General features: G+C 61.1%; 19 protein-coding genes. 17 read left to right on the forward strand and 2 right to left on the reverse strand.

Annotated features, from left to right (window positions below; all coding sequences use genetic code 11):
* Positions 1–5: 5 nt before the first annotated feature.
* Genes bchB through hemA form a run of 12 tightly spaced genes read left to right on the forward strand, consistent with a single transcriptional unit; the run spans position 6 to position 13,401 of the window.
* Positions 6–1,571 (forward strand): ferredoxin:protochlorophyllide reductase (ATP-dependent) subunit B, encoded by a 1,566-nt coding sequence (bchB, locus tag O2N64_RS01195; RefSeq protein WP_271078479.1) that lies wholly within the window; start codon positions 6–8, stop codon positions 1,569–1,571.
* Positions 1,561–5,100 (forward strand): magnesium chelatase subunit H, encoded by a 3,540-nt coding sequence (locus O2N64_RS01200; RefSeq protein ID WP_271078480.1) that lies wholly within the window; start codon positions 1,561–1,563, stop codon positions 5,098–5,100. Before bchB ends, O2N64_RS01200 begins: the two co-directional genes overlap by 11 nt.
* A 20-nt stretch (positions 5,101–5,120) precedes the next feature.
* Complete coding sequence (bchL, locus tag O2N64_RS01205) at positions 5,121–6,008, forward strand: ferredoxin:protochlorophyllide reductase (ATP-dependent) iron-sulfur ATP-binding protein (protein ID WP_271079687.1); 888 nt, start codon at positions 5,121–5,123, stop codon at positions 6,006–6,008.
* Entirely contained in the window at positions 6,008–6,709 is a 702-nt protein-coding gene (gene bchM, locus O2N64_RS01210; protein WP_271079688.1) for a magnesium protoporphyrin IX methyltransferase, read from the forward strand. Before bchL ends, bchM begins: the two co-directional genes overlap by 1 nt.
* A complete protein-coding gene (locus O2N64_RS01215; protein ID WP_271078481.1) occupies positions 6,709–8,136 on the forward strand; it encodes a BCD family MFS transporter in 1,428 nt (475 codons plus the stop codon). The genes bchM and O2N64_RS01215 overlap by 1 nt, the downstream gene beginning before the upstream one ends.
* 21 nt (positions 8,137–8,157) lie before the next feature.
* Complete coding sequence (gene puhA, locus O2N64_RS01220) at positions 8,158–8,928, forward strand: photosynthetic reaction center subunit H (RefSeq protein ID WP_271078482.1); 771 nt, start codon at positions 8,158–8,160, stop codon at positions 8,926–8,928.
* Positions 8,925–9,548, forward strand: coding sequence for a photosynthetic complex putative assembly protein PuhB (puhB, locus tag O2N64_RS01225; RefSeq protein ID WP_271078483.1), 624 nt, complete (start codon positions 8,925–8,927; stop codon positions 9,546–9,548). The genes puhA and puhB overlap by 4 nt, the downstream gene beginning before the upstream one ends.
* A complete protein-coding gene (puhC, locus tag O2N64_RS01230) occupies positions 9,545–10,030 on the forward strand; it encodes a photosynthetic complex assembly protein PuhC (RefSeq protein ID WP_271078484.1) in 486 nt (161 codons plus the stop codon). Before puhB ends, puhC begins: the two co-directional genes overlap by 4 nt.
* Positions 10,030–10,314 (forward strand): hypothetical protein, encoded by a 285-nt coding sequence (locus tag O2N64_RS01235; RefSeq protein ID WP_271079689.1) that lies wholly within the window; start codon positions 10,030–10,032, stop codon positions 10,312–10,314. The genes puhC and O2N64_RS01235 overlap by 1 nt, the downstream gene beginning before the upstream one ends.
* Positions 10,311–11,372, forward strand: coding sequence for a magnesium-protoporphyrin IX monomethyl ester (oxidative) cyclase (acsF, locus tag O2N64_RS01240; protein ID WP_271078485.1), 1,062 nt, complete (start codon positions 10,311–10,313; stop codon positions 11,370–11,372). Before O2N64_RS01235 ends, acsF begins: the two co-directional genes overlap by 4 nt.
* Positions 11,366–12,178: a putative photosynthetic complex assembly protein PuhE gene (gene puhE / locus O2N64_RS01245; protein ID WP_271078486.1), complete on the forward strand. Its 813-nt coding sequence runs from the start codon at positions 11,366–11,368 to the stop codon at positions 12,176–12,178. The genes acsF and puhE overlap by 7 nt, the downstream gene beginning before the upstream one ends.
* Before the next feature lie 2 nt (positions 12,179–12,180).
* Positions 12,181–13,401: a 5-aminolevulinate synthase gene (gene hemA, locus O2N64_RS01250; protein WP_271078487.1), complete on the forward strand. Its 1,221-nt coding sequence runs from the start codon at positions 12,181–12,183 to the stop codon at positions 13,399–13,401.
* A 70-nt stretch (positions 13,402–13,471) separates the two neighbouring features.
* On the opposite strand, the gene O2N64_RS01255 is transcribed toward hemA, so the two are convergent.
* On the reverse strand, positions 13,472–13,993 hold the full coding sequence (locus tag O2N64_RS01255) for a c-type cytochrome (protein WP_271078488.1): 522 nt from the start codon (positions 13,991–13,993) through the stop codon (positions 13,472–13,474).
* A 223-nt stretch (positions 13,994–14,216) separates the two neighbouring features.
* Between O2N64_RS01255 and O2N64_RS01260 the strand changes: the two genes are divergently transcribed.
* The 5 genes from O2N64_RS01260 (at position 14,217) to O2N64_RS01280 (ending at position 22,401) form a co-directional block, all read left to right on the forward strand.
* Positions 14,217–16,079 (forward strand): DUF294 nucleotidyltransferase-like domain-containing protein, encoded by a 1,863-nt coding sequence (locus tag O2N64_RS01260; protein ID WP_271078489.1) that lies wholly within the window; start codon positions 14,217–14,219, stop codon positions 16,077–16,079.
* A gap of 109 nt (positions 16,080–16,188) precedes the next feature.
* Positions 16,189–16,749, forward strand: a complete 561-nt coding sequence (locus O2N64_RS01265; protein WP_271078490.1) for a 3'-5' exonuclease — start codon at positions 16,189–16,191, stop codon at positions 16,747–16,749.
* 99 nt (positions 16,750–16,848) lie between these two features.
* Positions 16,849–17,136 (forward strand): DUF4212 domain-containing protein, encoded by a 288-nt coding sequence (locus O2N64_RS01270; protein ID WP_271078491.1) that lies wholly within the window; start codon positions 16,849–16,851, stop codon positions 17,134–17,136.
* 11 nt (positions 17,137–17,147) lie between these two features.
* Positions 17,148–18,926 (forward strand): sodium:solute symporter family protein, encoded by a 1,779-nt coding sequence (locus O2N64_RS01275; RefSeq protein ID WP_271078492.1) that lies wholly within the window; start codon positions 17,148–17,150, stop codon positions 18,924–18,926.
* Positions 18,927–19,035: 109 nt separating this feature from the next.
* Entirely contained in the window at positions 19,036–22,401 is a 3,366-nt protein-coding gene (locus tag O2N64_RS01280; RefSeq protein WP_271078493.1) for a hybrid sensor histidine kinase/response regulator, read from the forward strand.
* Here O2N64_RS01280 and O2N64_RS01285 read toward each other — a convergent pair.
* Entirely contained in the window at positions 22,371–23,009 is a 639-nt protein-coding gene (locus O2N64_RS01285) for a response regulator transcription factor (protein WP_271078494.1), read from the reverse strand. The genes O2N64_RS01280 and O2N64_RS01285 overlap by 31 nt on opposite strands.
* Positions 23,010–23,012: the final 3 nt, after the last annotated feature.

The raw sequence follows: 23,012 nt of genomic DNA on the forward strand, positions 1-23,012 counted from the left end.
GGGCGATGCAGCTATCCGTCTGGACATATGAAGGCCCGCCCCACGTAGGGGCCATGCGCGTCGCCACGGCGATGGAAGGCATGCATTACGTGCTCCACGCACCGCAGGGCGATACCTACGCAGACCTGCTCTTCACGATGATCGAGCGGCGCGGAAAGCGCCCGCCGGTCACCTACACCACGTTCCAGGCGCGCGATCTTGGAAAGGATACGGCTCAGCTGTTCCAGGACGCCGCACGCGATGCGATGGAGCGTTTCCAGCCGCAGGCGATGATGGTCGGCGCGAGCTGCACGGCCGAGCTGATCCAGGATGATCCGGCCGGAATGGCAGAGGCCATGCGCCTGCCTTGCCCGGTCATCCCGCTCGAACTGCCAAGCTATCAGCGCAAGGAGAACTGGGGCGCAGCGGAGAGCTTCTACCAGATCGTGCGCACGCTGGCAGACACCGATATTACTCCGCAGGATCAGGCTGGTCGCAGGCCGCTCGCCAATATCATCGGCCCGACAGCGCTTGGCTTCCGCCACCGCGACGATCTGGTCGAGATACGCAAAATCCTCGATACGCTTGGCGTGGACGTCAATTTGGTCGCCCCGCTGGGTGCGACGCCGCAGGACATTACACGCATTGGCGCGGCAGACTTCAACATCGTCCTCTATCCCGAAATCGGCGATGAAGCGGCGCGGTGGCTGGAGAAGACTTTCCACCAGCCCGCCATCCGCACCGTTCCCATCGGCGTCGGCGCGACCCGCGAATTCATTACCGGCATCGCTGCTCTGGCTGGTGTCGATCCTGCGCCGGCGCTCGGCGACACGGCTTCACGCATGCCATGGTGGAGCCGGTCGGTCGACTCGACATACCTCACCGGCAAGCGCGTTTTCATTTTCGGCGATGCGACCCATGCGGTGGCCGCCGCTCGCATTGCCAGCGAAGAGCTCGGCTTCGAAGTCTGCGGCCTTGGCTGCTACAACCGCGAATTCGCCCGCGACGTGCGCGCCGCTGCCAAGAAATACGGCGTCGAACCGCTGATCACGGATGATCACATGGTGGTCGAAGATGCCATCGCCGCCGCATGTCCGGAACTGGTGCTCGGCACCCAGATGGAACGGCATATCGCGAAGCGGCTTGGCGTCGCCTGCGCGGTCATTTCATCGCCAGTCCATGTGCAGGATTTCCCCGCCCGTCACAGCCCGCAAATGGGATTCGAAGGCGCGAATGTGATCTTCGACAGCTGGGTCCACCCACTTGTGATGGGCCTCGAAGAGCATTTGCTGACCATGTTCCGCGAGGATTTCGAATTCTCCGACGAAGCTGGCCCCTCGCACCACGCCGCCCATTCGCCGCGAAAGGCACAGGTTGAGCCGGAGCCGCAAGCCGATGTCGCCGTGCTTGAGCCGCTTGGCGATGCCTCCGGCGGGGGCTGGACCGACGAGGCCGAGCGTGAGCTCAAGAAAATTCCGTTCTTCGTTCGCGGCAAAGCGCGCCGCAACACGGAAGCTTTCGCCGCCGAACACGGTCGCGACGAAATCGATCTCGCCACGCTCTACGATGCAAAGGCGCATTATGCCCGGTAGCTTCACGCCTCTTGTGCGCGTCGCCATCGTGACGCTGGACAACCACCTGAAAGGTGCCGTCGAGCGCGCGGACATGACTTTGCGCAAGAGCAATATCGCCGTCTCGCTTCACGCAGCGGCGGACTGGGATCGCGGCGGCAATGCGCTGGAAGCGACGAAGAAGGCGATTGCAGAGGCCGATATCGTCATTGCGACAATGCTGTTTCTCGATGATCACGTGCGCGCCATCCTGCCCACGCTCGAAGCACGCCGTGAAGATTGCGATGCAATGGTCTGCCTGATGAGCGCGGGCGAAGTGGTAAAGCTCACCCGCATGGGTCCGTACCGCATGGATGCGCCTGCCAAGGGTCCGCTGGCGCTGCTCAAGAAATTACGCGGATCGAAGAAAGCGGGTGCGAGCTCGGGCGCTGGCCAGATGAAGATGCTGCGCCGCCTGCCCAAGATCCTGCGCTTCATTCCGGGCACTGCGCAGGATGTGCGCGCCTATTTCCTCACGCTGCAATACTGGCTGGCGGGCTCTGAAGAGAATGTCGTCGCCATGGTGCGCGCGCTGATCGATCGCTACGCTGCGGGCGATCGCCTGACACGGCGCGGGATGACGCCTGCCGGTGCACCCGTCGAATACCCTGAAACAGGCGTCTATCACCCCGGGACACAGCAACGCATCAGCGAAAGCCTGAGCCTGCTGCCGCGCAAGAAAGGCAAGAACGGAACGGTCGGCCTGATCATTCTGCGATCCTACCTGCTCGGCAAGGACACCGGCCATTACGATGGCGTGATCGAAGCGATGGAAGCTGCCGGGCTGAAAGTCGTTCCGGTATTCGCCAGTGGCCTGGACGCGCGGCCCGCCATCGAGAAATTCTTCACACACAATGGCAAGGTCTTCGTCGATGCGATCGTCAATCTGACCGGCTTTTCGCTTGTGGGTGGCCCGGCCTATAATGACAGCGAAGCCGCGATAGACCTGCTCGCGCAGCTCAACGTGCCCTATATCGCGGCGCACGCCATCGAATTCCAGACATTGGGCGAATGGCGTGAGCGTCGGCAAGGCCTGTTGCCGCTGGAAAGCACCATGATGGTTTCGCTGCCCGAGCTCGATGGCGCGACCAATCCGACCGTGTATGGCGGCCGCCGGGAGAATGGTGACGGGCCGGTGCGCGCCATGCATGCCGACCCTGAGCGGACCCATGCGCTTGCGGCGAAAGTGGTCAAGCTGATCGGCAATCGCGAGGCGGAGCGCACAGAACGCAAACTCGCCATCGCCATTTTCAACTTCCCGCCCAACGCCGGCTCGGTCGGCAGCGCGGCGTTCCTGTCCGTGTTTGAATCGCTGTTTGAAACGCTGAAGCGCCTCTCTGCAGAGGGCTACACCGTCGATGTGCCCGAAAGCGTCGATGCGCTGCGCGATGCCATCCTTATCGGCAATTCGGACACGTATGGCACCGATGCCAATGTCGCTGCGCGCGTATCTGCAGACGATCACCTGCGCCGCGAACCGCATATTGCCGAGATCGAGGCGCAGTGGGGCCCTGCTCCCGGCAAGATCCAGTCGGATGGGTCGCATCTCCAAATTCTCGGCGCGCGGTTCGGCAATGTCTTTGTCGGTGTGCAACCCGCATTTGGCTACGAGGGCGATCCGATGCGGTTGCTGTTCGAAGGCACCTTCGCCCCGACCCACGCTTTCGCCGCCTTCTACCGCTGGATCCGCGAAGACTTCGGTGCGCATGCCATGCTGCATTTCGGCACCCACGGGGCGCTGGAATTCATGCCCGGCAAGCAGGTCGGCCTGAACGGCGACTGCTGGCCGGAGCGGCTGCTGGGCGACATGCCCAATTTCTATCTCTACGCCTCGAACAACCCGTCCGAGGGCATTCTGGCCAAGCGCCGCTCTTCAGCGACATTGATCAGCTATCTGACGCCGCCTCTGGCGCGGGCTGGTCTGTACAAGGGCTTTGCCGAGCTGAAAGAATGCGTCGATCGCTGGCGCTCTGCAGAGGCCGGAAAAGAGCGCGATGCGCTGTCGGCATCGATCGAAGAGCAATGCGCAGTGCTCGACATCGAGTGCGGAGATATCGAAGGACTGTCCGCGCGCCTTTACGAACTTGAACGCACACTTATCCCGCACGGTCTTCACGTGGTCGGCAAGGGCCCCCAGGGAGCCGAGCGCGAAGAGCTTCTCCAGGCCATGGCCGATGCCGATCCTGAGCTGGACCGCGAGGATATCAAAGCTCGGCTTGATAGCTGCGATGAACTCGGCTCGCTGATCCACGCGCTCGATGGCGGATATGTGAAGCCTGCCCCGGGCGGAGACCTGCTCGCCAATCCGGACGTGCTGCCAACGGGCCGCAACATCCACGGTTTCGATCCTTTCCGCATTCCCAGCCGGTTCGCCTGCGAGGAAGGCCGCTCGCAAGCCGAAAGCCTGATCGCGCGCCATGTCGAAAGCGGCCAACCCTTCCCTGAAAGTCTCGCCATGGTGCTGTGGGGCACGGACAATATGAAAAGCGACGGGGTGCAGATTGCGCAGGCGATGACACTGATCGGCGCGCGTCCCCGCCACGATGGCTATGGTCGCCTGGCAGGTGCCGAGCTGATCCCGCTGGAGGAACTCGGTCGCCCCCGCATCGACGTAATTGTGACCCTCTCCGGCATTTTCCGGGACCTCCTGCCGCTGCAAACGCGCATGCTGGCCGAGGCCGCCCTGCTCGCCGCGCAGGCAGACGAGCCGGCGGATATGAACTTCGTCCGCAAGCACACGCTGGCACATCAGGCCGCCCATGAATGCGATTTCGAGACGGCGGCGCTGCGTGTCTTCTCCAATGCCGAAGGCTCATACGGCGCAAATGTAAACCAGCTGATCGAAGGCGGCGTCTGGGCCGATCCCGACGAGCTGGCCAACGCTTTCGAGACGCATAAGGGCTTTGCTTACGGTGTGAACGGCACGCCGGTGCAGCAGCGCGAATTGCTACGCACGGCACTCAAAGACGTTGAATTCACGTATCAAAATCTCGAAAGCGTCGAAGTCGGCATTACCGATCTCGATCAATATGTCGACGGGCTTGGCGGCATCAGCCGCTCGGTCGCGCGGGCTAAGGGCGCCGACGCGCCCGTCTATATCCTCGATGCGACGCAGGGGGCGGCAAAGGTGCGCACCCTGTCCGAACAGATTGATCTCGAAACCCGCACTCGCACGCTCAATCCCAAGTGGTTCGAAGGGATGCTGAAGCACGGCTACGAAGGTGTGAAGAACATCGAAGGCCATGTGACCAATACCATGGGCTGGTCCGCGACGACCGGTCAGGTCAATCCCTGGGTCTACCAGAAAATCAGCGAGACATTCGTGCTTGACCCCGAAATGCGCGAGCGCCTTGCTGCGCTCAACCCCCACAGCTCTGCCCGCGTGGCAGAACGGCTGCTCGAAGCCTGCGAGCGGCGGCTTTGGGAACCTGACGACGAAACACTCGAGGCGCTGCGCGATGCCAGCAACGACCTTGAAGACCGGCTCGAAGGCATCTTCGCGGCCGAATGAGGAAATAGATTATGAATGTGATGACACCCCCGAAGACGATGCAGCCGGATGGCGAGGGATCGGTGCAGGTCAAGCTTGATCCGAGTGACAAGATCAAGGGCGCCAAGGTGTTCGCCGTTTATGGCAAGGGCGGCATCGGCAAATCGACAACTTCGTCCAATCTGTCTGCCGCTTTCAGCAAGCTGGGCCACCGGGTGCTCCAGATCGGCTGCGATCCGAAGCACGATTCCACATTCACGCTCACCAAGAAGCTGATGCCGACGGTGATCGACGTGCTCGAAGAGGTCGAGTTTCACTCCGAAGAATTGCGGCCTGAGGATTATATGTTCGAAGGCTATAATGGCGTGATGTGCGTCGAGGCGGGCGGCCCGCCTGCTGGCACCGGCTGCGGCGGCTATGTCGTTGGCCAGACGGTGAAACTGCTCAAACAGCACCATTTGCTGGAAGACACCGATGTGGTGATTTTCGACGTTCTGGGCGATGTGGTATGCGGCGGCTTTGCTGCCCCGCTGCAACATGCCGAGCGCGCGCTGGTGGTCGCGGCCAATGATTTCGACAGCATCTTCGCGATGAACCGCATCGTCGCCGCCATTGGCGCGAAGGCGAAGAACTACGAAGTGCGGCTCGCTGGCGTGATCGCCAATCGCAGCCGCGAGACCGACGAGATCGACCGCTTCGCCGACAAGATCGGCATGGAGCGGCTCGCCCATTTCAAGGATCTCGACGCCATCCGTCGCAGCCGCCTGAAGAAGTGCACGCTGTTCGAAATGGATAGCGATGATCCGGACGTTCACGCCGCGCAGATGGAATACATCCGCCTCGCGCAATTGCTGTGGGACGGTGTCGAGCCGCAGACGGCAACGCCGATGAAAGACCGCGACATTTTCGACTTCCTGGGATTTGAATGATGGCCACCCGTGCTCCCACCCAATATGATGCGCAGCGCGAAAAGCTCGCCGCCTATTTTGACGGGACGGCGCGCAAGGCGTGGATCGATCTTACATCGGATGCAAAGGTCAGCGGCATCCGCGCCACCGTGCGCGCAGGCCGCGATGAAATGCGCAGCACGCTGCTCGATTGGCTTCCTGCAGACCTGCGCCGCAGCCAGCTGCTGGACGCCGGATGCGGCACTGGCGCGCTGAGCATGGAAGCCGCATGCCGCGGTGCGGAAGTCACCGCTATCGATGTTGCCGGCGGGCTTGTCGATATCGCGAAGCAACGGGCCGACAGTTTTCATGGCCACGGCCGTATCCATTGGAAAACGGGCGACATGCTCGATCCGGCGCTCGGCACCTTCGATCACATCGTCGCGATGGACTCGTTGATCCACTACCGGGCCGAAGACATTGTCGAGACACTCGCCGTGCTGAGCGAGCGGGCGCATCGCTCGATCCTGTTCACTTTCGCGCCTTACACCAAGCTGCTCGGCACCATGCACAAGGTGGGCAAGCTCTTCCCCCGCTCCGATCGCTCGCCCGCAATCGTGCCGGTGGCCGAAGATGAACTGCGCGATCGGCTCTCCGCCCTTACCGGCTGGCGCATTGCGCGCAGCCACCGTGTTTCGAGCGGCTTCTACACATCCCACGCACTAAAGCTGGTGAAGAGCTGATGGATCAGCGCGTTCCTGTCTCGGCGAAATGGACACGGGTGGCGACAGCCTTCCTGCCCTTTGCCGATGCGGCGAGCGCCGATCTGCCGCTCGGCCGCTTGATGCGCCTTGCGCTTTTCCAGGTGAGCGTTGGCATGTGCCTTGTGCTTCTCAACGGCACGCTCAACCGCGTGATGATCGTGGAGCTCGGCATCCCCGCATGGCTTGTCGCAACGATGATCGCGATCCCGCTGCTGGTCGCGCCCTTCCGCGCCGCGCTGGGCCACCGTTCGGACACGCATCGCAGCGTTTTGGGCTGGCGGCGAGTGCCCTACATCTGGTTCGGCTCACTGATGCAGTTTGGCGGGCTTGCCATCATGCCCTTCGCGCTGCTGCTGATGAGCAGCCCGGAAGATTTCAACCTTGGCGTCGCTGCCTCCATGCTCGCATTCGTGCTGGCAGGTGCAGGTATGCACACGACGCAGACCGCTGGCCTTGCTCTCGCCACCGATCTTGCCCCCAAGGACAAACGCCCGCGAGCGGTCGCGCTGCTCTACGTCATGTTGCTCGTCGGCATGATGTTCTCCGCTTTCATCATCGGCAGCCTGCTGCACGATTTCTCGCCAACGCGGCTGGTGCAGGTCATTCAGGGCGCGGCCGTTCTGACCATGGTGCTGAACGTCATCGCCCTGTGGAAGCAGGAAGCACGCAACCGTGCGCTGACCGATACGAGCGAACCCCGCCCCGCCTTCAAAACCGTTTGGCAGACCTTCGCTGCCCGCCCGAACACACTGCGCCTGCTGACGGCCATCGGTCTCGGGACAATGGCCTTTGCCATGCAGGATGCACTCTTGGAGCCGTTTGGCGGCGAAGTGCTGGGCATGAGCGTCGGCGCGACCACCGGCCTTACCGGAGCATGGGCCTTCGGCGCGCTGGTGGGCTTTACGCTGTCTGCCCGATACCTCTCGCGCAATGTCGATCCGCTCCGCCTTTCAGGCACGGGTGCGGTGATTGGCATTGCAGCCTTCATGATGATCCTGTTCGCGTCGCCTTTGGGTGCGCCGTTCTTGCTGGTGGGCGGAGCTTTGGTCATCGGCCTTGGCGTCGGCCTGTTCTCGGTCGGCACGCTGTGCGCCGCGATGGAGCTTTCACACGAAGATGACGCGGGCCTGGCCCTTGGCGCTTGGGGCGCCGTGCAGGCCACCGCAATGGGCGCGGCAATCGCGCTTGGAGGCATCATTCGCGATGCCGTTTCGAACTACGCCCTGGCTGACGCATTCGGTGCCACGCTGGCTGGGCGCGCTACTGGTTATGGCACTGTCTACATGATCGAAATTATCCTGTTGCTGGGCACGCTGGCGGTGCTCGGCCCCCTCGTCGGGAAACGCCGTTCGGGCAGGTCGCACAGCGGCGCTGCTGCGTTCGGATTGCAGGAATTCCCGACATGATTTCCGCGAAAGGAAACTCCGATGGCTGACGGTAATATTGTGGGCACAATCGATGTGGCCGAACTGGCATTCTACCTGTTCGTGCTGTTTTTCATCTGTCTTGTCTTTTGGCTGAGGCGCGAAGACCGGCGCGAAGGCTATCCCGTCGAGGACGAGATGACCGGGATGGTCCACGAGCCTGGCGGACCGCTCAGCACGGCAGAGCCCAAAACGTTCAAGCTGCCGTTTGGCAAAGGCACCTTTTCCGCGCCGAACAACAACCGCGACCCGGCGGAAATAGCCGCGCGCCGGATCGAGCCTTTCCCTGGCGCCCCCTATTCTCCGACAGGTAATCCGCTGGTCGATGGGGTTGGCCCCGCAGCTTTCGCCGACCGCGCGAAATATCCAGACATGACAGCGCACGGCACGCCGCGCATCGTCCCGATGTCTTCGGACGATGAATTCGGCGTCGCGTCCTTCATGTTCAGTGTCGATCCGCGCGGCCTCAAAGTGCTGGCTGCAGATGGCAAGGAAGCCGGCACCGTCACCGACATGTGGGTCGACCGGTCCGAACATATCGTGCGCTATCTCGAAGTGGACACCGGCGCGAAAAAGGTTCTCGCCCCGATGGCCATGGCCGTGGTGCGCAAGGACCGGGTGATGATCGATGCGATCAATGCCGCAGATTACGCGGGCGTTCCGGCAGTCGCTTCTGCCACCGAAATCACCCGTTACGAAGAAGAGCGCGTGATCGCCTATTTCGGCGGTGGTTATCTCTACGCCAATGAGCGGCGGCAGGAGCCGTTCGTATGATCGAATACGATCACGAACCGGTCCGCGGCCTGCCGGGGGACTTGCCCAAGGGCGAAGCCGTCCTCTGGCAGGGCGCGCCAGACTGGCGGGTATTTCTCCGCACGGCACTCTACAGCCGCTGGGTGATCGGCTATTTCGCGCTGCTGGCGCTATGGTCTGTGTTGAGCGGCAGTGTCGGCGGAGCGGTCGCCAGCGTGATCGCAGCCGTCGTTACACTGGGGCTGCTCGCTGGTTTTGCCGTGCTGGTCGCCCGTACCAGCGTCTATACGATTACCAATCGCCGGATCGTGCTGCGCATCGGCATTGCGCTCAACAAATGCATCAACCTGCCGCTGCACTTGATCGGCTCTGCCGAATTGCGCGCACTCGCTAACGGATACGGTGACATTTCGCTGCACCTGAGCGGCCGCCACGGCCTTGGCTATGCCATGCTCTGGCCGCATGCCCGCCCGTGGAAACTGAGCGCCGTGCAGCCGATGCTGCGCGCTCTGCCCGATGCGGAAGCTGTCGCAAAGCTTCTGGCAGACGCCTGCAATGCGCTTGTCCCCAACGTGAAGGAAGAGCCGCGCGCCAGCTCGGTGAACCGTCCCGCCACCGGGCTGGAGGAGGCCCACGCATGAGCCACGCTCACGATCACGAAAACACCATCCCGCGCCCGGCACTGGTTTCAGCCATTGCCTTTGTCGGCGTCAGCTTCCTGCTGACACTCGCGGTAGTCTTCGGCTTTATCGACCGGGCAGCCGTGCCCGCTGTCGAACGCGAGCAGGCCAATGTCAGCGCCGTGGCGGAGCGGGACCTGCGCTTCCTCGATCAGGAAGACGGAAGTGTGATCGTGACCGATGTCAGCAGCGGCGACACGGTGATCGTGGTGGATACGGAGACGCAAAGCGGCGGCTTCGTGCGCGGCGTATTGCGCGGCCTCGCACGGGAAAGGCGCGCCCATGGCATCGGCGCAGAGCCGCCTTTCGCGCTCACCATGTGGGAAGATGGCAGCCTCTCGCTCGCCGACAGCGCGACAGGCCGCACGCTGGAGCTCGGCGGCTTCGGGCCGGACAACCGCGCGATCTTCGCCGCCATGCTGGAAGAGGAAGACATATCGTGATGGCCCGCACATTCGACCTTCCCTGCCGCATCGCCGTGGAACAGAGCGAGGATCATTTTCACGCGCATGTCGAGCTCGCGCACGAAGTCGGCATCCAACCGGGAGACCGCGTGCGCGTGCATGGCGATCCCATCCAGATTTCCTTTGGCGAGACCGCCGTGTTTGATCGCATGGCCACCGTCACACGCGCCGGGCCACTGATGCGGGCTTGGACGCGCGCCGCCGCCTATTTCGATTTCAAGGAGCTGTACGAAGTCAGCTTCAATCCGGGGAGGGTGCGATGAACGCACACACAGCAATCACCAAAGAAGACGCGATGGATATGGCGAAGGAGAACACCGTTCTCTCGCCGCGCTTCTACACCACCGATTTCGATGCGCTGGATGCGATCGACGTGTCCTCCGTCCGCGGTGAGTGGGACTCGCTGATCGCGGAAATGCAGGGCGATCCCAATAAGAAACACTTCAAGAAGGATGACAGTTTCAAAGGCGCGCTCGACAAGCTTGAGCCGGGCCTGCGGGCGGAGATGATCGACTTTCTCGTAAGCTCGCTCACTGCCGAGTTTTCCGGCTGCGTGCTCTATGCGGAGATCGCCAAGCGCACGAAGAACCCGGATGTGAAGCAGCTCTTCAAACTGCTCGCACGCGATGAAAGCCGCCATGCCGGTTTCATCAATGAAAGCCTCAAAGATGCAGGCATCGGCATCGATCTCGGCTTCCTGACGCGGACGAAGAAATACACTTTCTTCAAGCCGAAATTCATCTGGTACGCAGTCTATCTGTCGGAGAAGATCGGCTATGCGCGCTATATCACGATTTACCGCCACCTCGCGGCGAATCCGGACAAGCAAATCCACCCGATTTTCAGCTGGTTCGAAGAATGGTGCAATGACGAGTTCCGCCATGGAGAGGCTTTCGCCCTGCTCATGCATGCCGATCCGAAGCTGTTGAAAGGCCACAACAAGTTGTGGATCCGCTTCTTCCTGCTGTCGGTCTATGCGACCATGTATGTGCGCGATCACAACCGGCCGCTGTTCCACGCCGCGCTGGGAATCGATCCGACCGACTATGATTATAAGGTTTTCTCGATCTGCAACCAGATAAGCCGCCAGGTTTTCCCGGTAGAGCTCGACATCGACGATCCCGCTTTCCGCGCCAAGATGGAAGCGCTGTATCAAGCGAGCCAGACAATCGAGGCGGGGAAGGAGCGTGGCGGAATTTCCGGGAAATTGACCCAGATCAAAGGAATGCTGGGCGCGGGATGGAATTTCGCCCGCATGTACTTGCACCGCACCAAGCCCAATCAACTCCCTGAAAACGTCCGGATGCAGCCTGCGTGGTAAGCTGGAGCGGCCATATCTTGCCGGTTCTGGCGACCATCGCGATCTGGTTTATCGCCACCGGGCTCGTCGCCTGGATCGACAACCGTGAGCGCAGCACATTCCCGCGCAGCCTCATGCTCGGCGGCGCGGCTGGGATCATCGGGCTGTGCATCGTTTTCCTGACGATGAATTCGGTTTCCGTCTGGGCAGCCTATGCTGCGTTCGGCGCTGCAATCCTTGTCTGGTCCTGGCTCGAAATCGGCTTTCTGACCGGAGCGGTGTCGGGGTCAAGGAAGGAACCGTGCGCCGAAGGCATCTCCGCATGGGAGCGTTTCTGCCAAGCGGCATCCACGCTCTCGCACCACGAAATTGCGCTGACACTCACAGCGGTCATGCTGATTTCGCTCACCTGGAATGCGCCAAACCAGCTCGCTGCGATGACTTTCGCGTTGCTTTACGTCATGCGCCTTTCGACCAAGCTCAACATCTTTCACGGTGTACCGAACTCGGCGACGGACATTCTGCCGCCGCACCTGGCCTATCTGAAAAGCTATTACGGGCCGCAGCGGCTTGGTTGGCCCTTGGTGGTCTCGATCATGGCGGCGGCCGCGCTCAGCATCTGGCTGGGCAGCGTCGCCATCAATTCGCCTGCCGGAAGTGCAGAAGCGGTGGGCGCGAGCCTGCTGTTCGCCTTTGCTGCGCTCGGCACAGTCGAACACATATTTCTCGCCTTGCCGTTCAGGGACGGCATGCTGTGGGGCTGGGCCTTGCCTCGCTCACGCCGCAGCAAAATGGCGCAAAGCCCGATTACAAGAGGGGAAGTTTGATCATGGATTTTGACGGTTTCTTCGCCGAGCAATTGCAGTCCGTTCGCGATGAAGGGCGCTACCGCGTCTTCACCGAGATCGAGCGCAAGCGCGGCGCATTCCCGCATGCCACGCGATATGTGAATGATGGCACACAGAGCGTTACCGTCTGGTGCTCCAACGACTACCTCGGCATGGGCCAGCACCCCGTCGTGCTCGAAGCCATGCACACGGTTCTTGACCAGTGCGGCGCTGGCGCTGGCGGTACGCGTAATATCTCCGGCACCAATCACCAGCACGTGTTGCTGGAACAGGAACTGGCTGACCTTCACGGCAAGGAAGCCGCGCTACTCTTCACTAGCGGCTATGTCTCGAACTGGGCGGGCCTTGGCACGCTTGCGAGCAAAATCCCGGGCTGCGTGGTCTTCTCCGATGCGCTCAACCATGCGAGCATGATCGAAGGCATTCGCCACAGCCGCGCGGAATACAAGATCTGGAAGCATAACGATCCCGAAGACCTTGATCGCCACCTATCGGCCTTCCCGGCGGGCGTGCCAAAGCTCGTTGCATTCGAGAGCGTCTATTCGATGGATGGCGACATCGCTCCCATCGCGGAGATCCTCGATGTCTGCGAAAAGCACGGCGCGATGAGCTATATCGATGAGGTCCACGCCGTCGGCCTCTACGGCGAGCGCGGCGGCGGCATTGCTGAACGCGAAGGTCTGATGGACCGCATCACTGTGATCGAGGGCACGCTGGGCAAGGCATTCGGGGTAATGGGCGGCTATATCGCTGCCAGCGCTGATCTCGTCGATTTCGTTCGCACCTTTGCCAGCGGCTTTATCTTTAGCACCGCCCTGCCCCCTGCGGTGGCCGCGGGCGCCTGCGCCAGCATCAAACATCTGAAAGTGAGCAGTAAGGAGCGCGAATTGCAGCGTGACCGGGTCGCCACCGTTCGCGCCAAACTCGACATGCTCGGTATTCCCCACCTCCCCAATCCCAGCCACATCATCCCGGTGATGGTGGGCGATGCGCACAAGTGCAAAATGATTAGCGACTGGCTGATGGACAATCACGGCATCTACGTGCAGCCGATCAATTATCCGACGGTGCCGGTTGGAACAGAGCGTTTGCGGCTAACGCCATCGCCTGTGCATGATGACGGCGATATCGATCGCCTGATCAATGCGTTGAGCGATATCTGGTCGCAATGCGAGCTGGCGCGCGGCTCCGTCGCTGCCTAAGCTAAGCTCACACAAAAGAGGCGCAAACCGGTGTGGTTTGCGCCCCCTTTTTGTGATCTTCGTAGTGAGCTTATTCGGTCGTTTCGAGATAAGCGATCACGTCGGCGCGGTTCTGCGGATCGGACAGACCTGCGAAAGTCATTGTCGTTCCCGGAACAACGCGCTGCGGATTTTCAAGATACTGGAAAAGCTTTTCAGGCGTCCAGGTGATGCCACTGTTGGCATTGGCAGGGCTATAGTTGAAGCCTTCAACCGCACCAGCTTCATTGCCGACAATGCCGTGAAGCGAGGGGCCAATGCGGTTCACGCCCGGCTCGACCACGTGACACGCGCCGCACTGGGCAAACACTTCTTCGCCTGCAGCCGCATCACCAGTGAAGTTGGCGAGCATTGTGCCGTCGACGGTTTCGGTATTGTCCGCAGCAGGTGCTGCATCGCCAGCGTCGCCCGCATCAGACATATCACCAGCCGGTGCTTCGGCTTCCGTGGTATCGGCCGGTTCTGCGGGTGCGGGCTCATCACCGCTGCCGCCACAAGCTGCCAGCAGTGCTGTGCCGGCGAGCAATCCAAGATGACGCATATCAATCTTCATTCGGGTTTCTCCCCTTCTTTACCAACGGCAATACACCGCCTCTCCACGTCCCAACGTCTCAGTCTGGGATTAGTGCCCGAAGACAGAAACCTTTTTCGCGCAATATTCAAGCAAGACTTTCGGACGTGGCGATGCAAACGCACCTAAGAGCGGATCCCGCAGGCAATATAATCCCTACCAAAGTCGCAAAGCGCAGGCCGCCGAGTTTCGCTATACAAGCGACATGGCACAGGAGATTGCCGAGATTACGCGGTTTCTCAGGAAATCGCCGCCGTTCGACCTGCTCAGCAACGAGGAGCTGTCGCGCATCTCGCCGCGCGTGACAGTGACCTATCACCGTGCAGGCGATGAAATCCTGACCGCTGGCAAATCCAATGACCGCCTGATGATCGTGCGCTCGGGCGCGGTAGAACTCCGGCTAGCAGGGAGAGAACTTACCGCGCGCCTCGAAAGCGGGAGCGCCTTTGCCTATCCCTCGATCCTGCGCGGCGGAGAAATCCGCAACACAACCATCGCGTTGGAAGATACGCTGATCTACGCGTTGCCCGGCGCCGAATTCCTGCGCCTGCGTGACGAAAATCCGCGCTTCCGCGAATATTTCAGCGAAGACGAATCTGATCGCATTCGGCATGCCTTGCGGCGACGCGAGGAGGAGGCATATAGCGGCTTCGACGCTGTGCGCATCGATAGCCTGATGCGCCGGACGAGTCCCGTCACCTGCGCACCAGAAGACAGTATTCGTGACGCCGCACAGATCATGCAGGCCGCTGATGTTAGTACGCTTGCCGTTTGCGATGGTGCGGACCTCGTCGGTATTTTGAGCGATAAGGATTTGCGCAACCGGGTGGTTGCAACAGGGCTGCCACCGACACAGCCTGTCAGCGCAGTGATGACGCCTAATCCACGCACGCTGCACACGCATGACAGCGTGGCCGAGGCGATGGCGCTGATGGCATCGGGCGGATTTCGCCACATCCCGCTTCTGGATAAAAGCGGCGTGCTCGCAGGCATGATTTCGTCCAGCGATATCCTCGCCCATCTCGGCCATAATGCAATTGATGCAGGATTAGCCATTGCGCGAGCGGAAACGGCTGAAGCTCTGGTGGCAGCGGCGCGGCGGATTCCCGACAGCTTCGTGCGGATGGTCCGCCAAGGATTGTCTCCCCGGCATGTCACGCGTTTCGTCTCAGCCTTGGGCGAAGCCACCCATCGCCGCGCTGCAGAACTGGCCGAGGCAGAACTCGGACCGCCTCCCGTACCTTACGCGTTGGCCGTATTCGGATCGCTGGCACGCGAGGAACAATTGGTCGGCTCCGATCAGGATAACGGCCTCCTCATCGCAGACGAAGTCGACGCAGCAGGCGAAGAATATTTCGCTGCGCTTGGCACGCGCATTTCCGACCTGCTTCATGAATGCGGTTTCGTCTACTGCAAGGGAGGCATCATGGCCAAGAATGCGGACCAGCGGCTGACCGCTACCGGATGGCGAAAACGATATGAGGACTGGATCGAGAGGCCGGATGAAGACCGCATCCTGCGGGCCACCATTTTCTTCGATATGCGCTGCGTGCATGGAGAGGCCAAGCTTGTCGAAGATCTCAGAAGCGATGTCGTCGCTCATGCCTCAAAATCATCGATTTTTGCCAGCTACCTCGCCAGCGATGCGCAGCGCAGCAAAGTGCCGCTCGGCATTTTCCGCAATCTCGTGCTCGAAGATGCGGCGGATGGTAGCAAAGTATTCGACGTGAAAGCGCAGGCCATCATGCCGATTATCGACGTGGCGCGAACGCTGGCTCTCTCCAATGGTTCGGTCGCTGTCGGCACTGCGGAGCGGCTTCGAGCTATCGCACAAGATGGCCGGATGGCCACTGGCGATGCCCAAAGCCTGATCGATGCCATGACGCTGGTGAGCGAGCTGCGCATTCGCCATCAGGCCGACCAGGTGGCAGACGGGATTGAGCCCGATAATGCGATCGCGCCGTCAACCCTCTCTCCACTTGAACGTGATCATCTGAAAGATGCGTTCGGAGTGATCCGCGGCGCGCTGGATTCGCTGAGGCGTAACCTTGCAGGCGGCATTGCCTGACATGCTGCGGCGATGGCGCTTCAGTCGCGATTTACGAGCGCTGGAGGCCAGCGGAAACAGCGCACTTGCCAGCTTTGCGGCCTCAGTCTGGCCTTCTCCCGACACAGAGGTGAACGATGCCCGCTTTCTAGCCGTGGACCTCGAACTCGATGGGCTGCGCGACAATGCGCATTTGCTTCAGGCCGGCTGGCTGCCATTCGCCTCGAGCGGGATTTCACTGGAAAGTGCGAACTCCTGCGACATCCGCAGCGATGCCACGCTCGACAGCGATGCTGTGACCATCCACGGAATTGGTGAGCAGCGCGCCGCCAGCGGTGAGCCGCTTGCAGATGTGCTGACAAAGGTGCTCTTGGCGGCGGGCGGTCGCATTATCGTGGCGCATGGGGCGAATATCGACACTGCTGCGCTACAGAGCGCCAGTCGTAAGCTGTGGGGAGTGAAGCTTCCTACTCGGTCGATCTGCACGCTGGCGCTGGAGAGACATCTGTCGCCTCATCTCATTGGGACTGACGCCTATCGCCTCGGCCCTACCCGCAGTCGCTATGGGCTACCCGAATACGCTGCGCATGATGCGTTGAGCGATGCGCTGGCCGCTGCCGAACTGTTCCTCGCCCAGCTCACTCGCCTACCCGCAGACACGCGCCTTTCGCGGCTGGAAAGGCTTCGTTGAGCCTCTCATACTAAAGTCGCTCTCCCCTCGCCTCGCCTTGGCGCATAGCCTTCCGGGCAAGCTGCCGCCTTTGGCTGCTCGGAGAAAATGGAGGGGATAATGGCTGAAAACACACCACCCGATACCGGCGAGACGACGTCCGCCAACGAATCCGCTTACTGGCGGGACAATATCCGATTGCTGGTTTCATTGATGACCATCTGGTTCATCGTATCTTTCGGCGCAGGCATATTGTTCCGCGACTGGCTCGATCAGTTCATGCTCGGCGGATATCCGCTCGGCTTCTGGTTCGCGCAGCAAGGATCGATCTACGTCTTCATGCTGCTCATTCTCTATTACGTCGTCAAAATGCGCTCGCTCGAGCGCAAGTACGACCTTGACGATTGAGGGAGGGGATCATGGAAACACAAACCCTTATCTACATCTTCGTCGGCCTCAGCTTCGCGATGTATATCGGCATCGCCATCTGGAGCCGCGCGGGTTCGACCAAGGAATTCTATGTTGCCGGTGGCGGGGTGAATCCGGTCGTCAACGGCATGGCAACGGCGGCTGACTGGATGTCAGCGGCCAGCTTCATTTCGATGGCGGGCCTTATCGCCTTCCTCGGCTATGATGCATCGGTCTACCTGATGGGCTGGACGGGCGGCTATGTGCTGCTGGCGCTGCTTCTTGCGCCATACCTGCGCAAGTTCGGACAATTCACCGTGCCCGATTTCATTGGCACCCGGTATTATTCGAAGACTGCGCGCGTTGTCGCAGTGATCTGCCTGATTTTCATCAGCTTCACCTATATTGCGGGCCAGATGCGCGGCGTCGGGATCGTGTTCTCACGCTTCCTCGATGTGTCGATTTTCTGGGGCGTGATCATCGGCATGGGCATTGTGTTCATTTACGCCGTTCTCGGCGGCATGAAGGGGATCACCTACACCCAGGTCGCGCAATATTGCGTGCTGATTACCGCCTATATGGTCCCGGCATTCTTCCTCAGCTTCATGATTACCGGCAACCCGATCCCGCAGATCGGCCTGGGGTCTGAAGTGAATGACGGGTCCGGATTATACGTACTGCAAAAGCTTGATCTGGTCTTACAGGATCTGGGTTTCGGCGCATATACCGATGGCAGCAAGTCGATGATCGACGTGTTCTGCATTACGTTGGCGCTGATGGTCGGCACGGCGGGCCTGCCCCATGTGATCGTGCGCTTCTTCACCGTGCCCAAGGCATCGGACGCGCGCAAATCGGCTGGCTGGGCGCTGCTGTTCATCGCCCTGCTCTACACCACGGCTCCGGCTGTTGGCGCATTCGCCCGGATCAACTTCATCGATACGGTGAACGAGACCAGCTATGCCGAAGCACCCGAGTGGTTCCAGAATTGGGAAAGCAATGACCTGATCGCATGGCAGGACAAGAACGGCGACGGCGTTATGCAATACCGTTCGGGCGATGCCTTCGCCGGTGCGCCCGAATTCATGGAAGGTGAAACCGGACCTTCGGGTGAGCGTGTCGTCAGCAATGAACCTGTCGCTGACAGCGAGAACGAAGTCTATGTCGACCGCGACATCATGGTGCTCGCCAATCCGGAAATCGGCAATCTGCCGGGATGGGTGATCGCTCTTGTGGCAGCCGGCGGCCTTGCGGCTGCGCTATCCACGGCGGCAGGCCTGCTCTTGGTGATTTCGAGTTCGGTCAGTCACGACCTGCTGAAATCGACCTTCAGGCCGAATATCTCGGAGAAAGGAGAGCTCCTGGCAGCCCGTGTCGCGGCTACGGCAGCGATCCTTGTCGCCGGATACCTCGGCATCTATCCGCCAGGATGGGTGGCGCAGGTGGTCGCCTTCGCTTTCGGCCTGGCTGCGGCCAGCCTGTTCCCGGCGATCTTCATGGGCATCTTCACGAAGTTCATGAACCGGGAAGGCGCGATTGCCGGCATGGTCAGCGGCCTTGCCTTCACTTTTGGCTACATCTTTTACTTCAAGCTGATGAACCCGGAGGCAAATGTGGCCGAGAACTGGCTGCTGGGCATTTCGCCTGAAGGTATCGGCGTGGTCGGCATGGTGCTGCACTTCGCCGTTGCCATCGCGGTGGCCAAGATGACCGGTCGCACGCCCAGCGATGTGCGCAAGCTGGTGGACAGCATCCGCGTACCGCGCGGAGCAGGAGAAGCGCACGCGCATTGATTGCGCCTCCGCCAAAGCTGAAGGGGCGGCATCTGAGGGTGCCGCCCCTTTCGTATTGCAAAATCACCATGCCGCGCTAGCCTGAATTGAGAGGGGAGAAGACGGCTGCATGCTGTTTGCAAGCGCCATTATCGCCAGCGCCCTGTATCTGGGCCTGCTGTTCTGGATCGCCGCGCGCCGCGATGCTGCAGGCGATGACGGGCGCGCCAGATATCCCGGCCTCGTCTATGGTCTTTCACTCGCAGTTTATTGCACCAGCTGGACCTTCTTTGGCGGTGTCGGAACAGCGGCGAGCGCGGGATGGCAATTCCTGCCGATCTATCTGGGCCCTATACTGGTTTTCGCCTTGGGCCATCGGTTTATCGGACGCGTGTTGGCGCAATCACAGGCGCAACATTCCACTTCCATCGCCGATTTTCTCTCTGCCCGTTATGGCAAAAGCGCGAGCGTTGCAGCGCTCGTCACCATCATCGCGACCCTCGGATCGCTTCCCTACATGGCACTGCAATTGCGCTCGGTCGGTGCCTCGCTTGCTGCGCTTGATGAAGGGATGGCAGCGGGGATCGAGTTCGACCAGATTGTGTTTCTGGTTGCCGCCGCAATGGCTGTATTCGCCATCCTGTTTGGATCGCGCAGGGCAGACCGCGCGGGCGACAACGCTGGATTGGTGCTCACCATCGCTATCGAGGCTGTCGTCAAACTGGTCGCGTTGATCGCGGTCGCTGTTTCGGCTGCCATTCTACTTGGCGGTGAGCTTCGCACCACGGAGGCCGCGCAGGTTTTCCGGGCCGATCAGATCGATCTACGCTTTGGCATACTGACGCTGCTGGCCGCTTGCGCCGCGCTTTGCCTGCCACGGCAATTCCATATGATTTTCGTCGAAGCGCCGACAGATAGATTGACGCCTGCCATGCGCTGGGTCTTCCCCGCCTATCTGGCGTTCACCGCGCTGGTGATTATCCCGATCGTGCTCGCCGGAACTGCCGCCCTGCCAGCCGATGTTCCGCGTGACACCATCGTGCTGGCCTTGCCGCTGGCCATGGGAAATGATGCGCTGGCGCTGCTCGTCTTCATCGGCGGCCTTTCGGCATCGACAGGCATGATCCTGATCGCCAGCGTCGCACTTTCTACGATGATCACAAACGACCTGCTCGCCCCGGTCCTTCTTCGCCAGCAATTGCGCGGAGGTGGGGATCGCTCACTGCTCGCTCGACGCCTCCTGCTGGTGCGGCGGGCGGTCATCGCTGGCCTGCTTGCGCTGGCCTATTTCGTTTATTTGGGGTTTGGGCGCGGTGTCAGTCTTGCGGGCATGGGCACGCTTGCCTTTGCTGCGGCGGCACAATTCGCCCCTGGTCTCGTACTCGGAATGGTCAGCCGACATGGGAACAAGGCCGGTATGCTGGCGGGACTGGTCACGGGCTTCGTCTGCTGGCTCGCGCTGCTGATATTGCCGGCGATGACGGGCGATGCCGCGATCGTGCAAATTCATCCCGACACGCTGGTTTCCGGCACAATCCTGAGCCTTGGCGCGAATACACTAGTCTACTGGCTCGTCTCAGCGGCCTTCTCGCCGAGCATAGTCGATGCAGCGCAGGCGGCCACTTTCGTTCCAAGCGGAGGTCCTGGTCAAAACGTCAATTTCGTCACCCGCAAACGCGTCGCGGATATCCGTCTGCTGCTTGGGCAGATTGTCGGCAGCGATCGGGCCAATGCCGCCATCGCCGCATTGCCCGGTATCTATCGCGATAGCGATCCGGCGGATGAGATTGTCATGGCCATGGCAGAGCGCACGATTGCCGGGGTCGTGGGATCATCATCATCACGCATGCTGGTCTCTTCCTGGTCGGGCGGAGAGCCAGTCCCGCTCGCCGATGTCGTGGCGATGATGGATGAAACCAGCCGCAAGCTCACTTTCAACGCCGATCTGCTGCAGCTCGCGATCGAGAATATCGAGCAGGGCGTGGCTGTGGTGGATGCGGATATGAATCTGGTCGCGTGGAACAGCCAATATCGCAGCATGTTCGGCATGCCGGCAGATCTTGTCACGATTGGAACACCGATTGCGCGTCTGATCGCATGGAACCTGAGGCGCGGCGATGTGCCCGAGGAGTTGATCGCCGAGGAGGTCGAAAAGCGCCTCGAACATATGCGGGCCGGTCGCCAGCATCGGATGGAGCGTGAACAGGCCGATGGCACGATCATGCGTATCGTCGGCAATCCTGCGCCGGGCGGCGGATATGTCACCTCCTACACCGATGTCACTGCAGATCGGCGCGCCGAACAGGCGTTGGAAGAGAAGGTTGCCGAACGCACCGCGCAATTGAGCGATGCCAATGCGGCGCTGGAAAAAGCCACCCGCTCCAAAACGCGCTTTCTTGCAGCTGCCAGCCACGATCTGATCCAACCGCTCAACGCCGCACGTCTGTTTACCTCCGCGCTTGGAGAGGAACTGGGAGCGGATAACCCTTCTCACAAACTCGTGCGCGATCTCGATGGCTCGATCGCTTCCGCAGACCGGCTGATCCGCGCGTTGCTCGATATTTCCAAGCTGGATGGCGGAGGGATCGAGCCGCAATTTGCTTCCATCCCGCTCGATGATGTGCTCACCGAAATCGCGCGCGAATTTACCGTTCAGGCAGAGGCCAAAGGTATCACTCTGCGTCACGTCAAAACGCGCGCCTGGGTGCGGACGGATAGAGCACTGCTCGCCAGCGTCCTGCGCAATTTCGTGAGCAATGCGGTGCGCTACACGCAAAACGGCGGTGTGCTGATCGGTGTGCGCCGCAGATCAGACGGAATTGCGCTATGCGTTTACGATACCGGTCGCGGAATTGCCGAGGATGATATCGAACGCGTGTTCGGCGAATTCCAGCGTGCAGAGGCGAGCGACCGCGAAGGGCTAGGCCTAGGTCTTGCCATCGTGCGGCGCATCACCGTTCTGCTCGGCCTGCATGTCGAAACGCGTTCAGAGAGGGGCAGCGGAAGTTGCTTTGCCCTCCACATGCCTGTGGAGCATTGGGCAGAGGCTCCGCACAAAGCCTCCGGTCGCAGGGCGGGCGCCAGTCTTTCGGGAGCCCGGATACTGGTGATCGACAATGAGGAAGGCGCACGGGAGGCGGCACGCGCACTGCTCGAACGTTGGCAGCTTGAAGTGACCGATGCACCTGACTTTGACACCGCTCTCGAAAGCTCATCTGGAGCGCCCGATATCGTGTTGCTCGATTACCAGCTCGATGACGATGTGCTGGGGCATCAGGTGTATTTGCAGCTTTGCGATGCGTGGGGCCGCCGCCCACCAGTGATCCTGCACACTGCCGAAGCCAGCGAGAACACCGCTGCAGCCGCACAGTCCATCGGCGCGCACCGCCTGCTCAAGCCCGCCGCGCCTGCAGCCCTGCGCTCGCTTATCGCCAGCGCGCTCGCAGCCAGGTCAGCGGCAGAGGATCAGGACGAAGCGGAGTCCGCCGCCGGCTGATCGACATCAAGTTTCGCGGCCAGCATCGCCGCCTGCGTCCGGCTGATCACATTCAGCTTGCGGAATATGGCGGTGATGTGCGCTTTTACCGTCGCTTCGCTGATGGAGAGTTCATAGGCGATCTGCTTGTTGAGCAGGCCTGCACGCATGTGTTCGAGAATGCGGCGCTGCGCCGGCGTGAGCGAGCTTATCCGCGCAAGATCGTCATCCTCGGCATCGTCCCCGCTTTCGGGAAACCAATTGTCGCCCTCACGCACCGCTTCCAAGGCCTCGCGCATGACCGGGAGGCTGGCGGATTTCGGAATGAACGCAGCCGCACCCAATTGCGCTGCCGCGCTGTAAACGCGCGGCTCTTCACTTGCTGACACGATCACCACCGGCACGGCGGGGAAGTCCTGCCGCACATCCATCAGCGCGCTCAGCCCATGCGAGTCTTCCATATGCAGGTCGAGCAGCAGGCAATCGGCTGGCTCAGCCAGTGCGGCGCGCGCTTCGCCCGCGCTGGATGCTTCGATCACCTGCGCATCGGGCCACACATTCGCCACCGCGTGGCCAAGCGCTGCACGAAACAGCGGATGATCATCGGCGATGATGATGCGTTGCGTCATGGC

Source organism: Aurantiacibacter sp. MUD61 (assembly GCF_027912455.1).
GTDB lineage: Bacteria > Pseudomonadota > Alphaproteobacteria > Sphingomonadales > Sphingomonadaceae > Alteraurantiacibacter.

Excerpts from the sequence above, each read along its gene's own strand:
- O2N64_RS01280 (WP_271078493.1), top strand. The coding sequence starts at position 19,036 with ATGCTGTTTGCAAGCGCCATTATCGCCAGCGCCCTGTATCTGGGCCTG.
- bchL (WP_271079687.1), top strand. The coding sequence starts at position 5,121 with ATGACACCCCCGAAGACGATGCAGCCGGATGGCGAGGGATCGGTGCAG.
- O2N64_RS01260 (WP_271078489.1), top strand. The coding sequence starts at position 14,217 with ATGGCACAGGAGATTGCCGAGATTACGCGGTTTCTCAGGAAATCGCCG.
- bchM (WP_271079688.1), top strand. The coding sequence starts at position 6,008 with ATGGCCACCCGTGCTCCCACCCAATATGATGCGCAGCGCGAAAAGCTC.
- O2N64_RS01270 (WP_271078491.1), top strand. The coding sequence starts at position 16,849 with ATGGCTGAAAACACACCACCCGATACCGGCGAGACGACGTCCGCCAAC.
- O2N64_RS01200 (WP_271078480.1), top strand. The coding sequence starts at position 1,561 with ATGCCCGGTAGCTTCACGCCTCTTGTGCGCGTCGCCATCGTGACGCTG.
- O2N64_RS01275 (WP_271078492.1), top strand. The coding sequence starts at position 17,148 with ATGGAAACACAAACCCTTATCTACATCTTCGTCGGCCTCAGCTTCGCG.
- puhB (WP_271078483.1), top strand. The coding sequence starts at position 8,925 with ATGATCGAATACGATCACGAACCGGTCCGCGGCCTGCCGGGGGACTTG.
- O2N64_RS01215 (WP_271078481.1), top strand. The coding sequence starts at position 6,709 with ATGGATCAGCGCGTTCCTGTCTCGGCGAAATGGACACGGGTGGCGACA.
- O2N64_RS01285 (WP_271078494.1), bottom strand. The coding sequence starts at position 23,009 with ATGACGCAACGCATCATCATCGCCGATGATCATCCGCTGTTTCGTGCA.
- hemA (WP_271078487.1), top strand. The coding sequence starts at position 12,181 with ATGGATTTTGACGGTTTCTTCGCCGAGCAATTGCAGTCCGTTCGCGAT.
- acsF (WP_271078485.1), top strand. The coding sequence starts at position 10,311 with ATGAACGCACACACAGCAATCACCAAAGAAGACGCGATGGATATGGCG.
- O2N64_RS01235 (WP_271079689.1), top strand. The coding sequence starts at position 10,030 with ATGGCCCGCACATTCGACCTTCCCTGCCGCATCGCCGTGGAACAGAGC.
- bchB (WP_271078479.1), top strand. The coding sequence starts at position 6 with ATGCAGCTATCCGTCTGGACATATGAAGGCCCGCCCCACGTAGGGGCC.
- O2N64_RS01255 (WP_271078488.1), bottom strand. The coding sequence starts at position 13,993 with ATGAAGATTGATATGCGTCATCTTGGATTGCTCGCCGGCACAGCACTG.
- puhC (WP_271078484.1), top strand. The coding sequence starts at position 9,545 with ATGAGCCACGCTCACGATCACGAAAACACCATCCCGCGCCCGGCACTG.
- puhA (WP_271078482.1), top strand. The coding sequence starts at position 8,158 with ATGGCTGACGGTAATATTGTGGGCACAATCGATGTGGCCGAACTGGCA.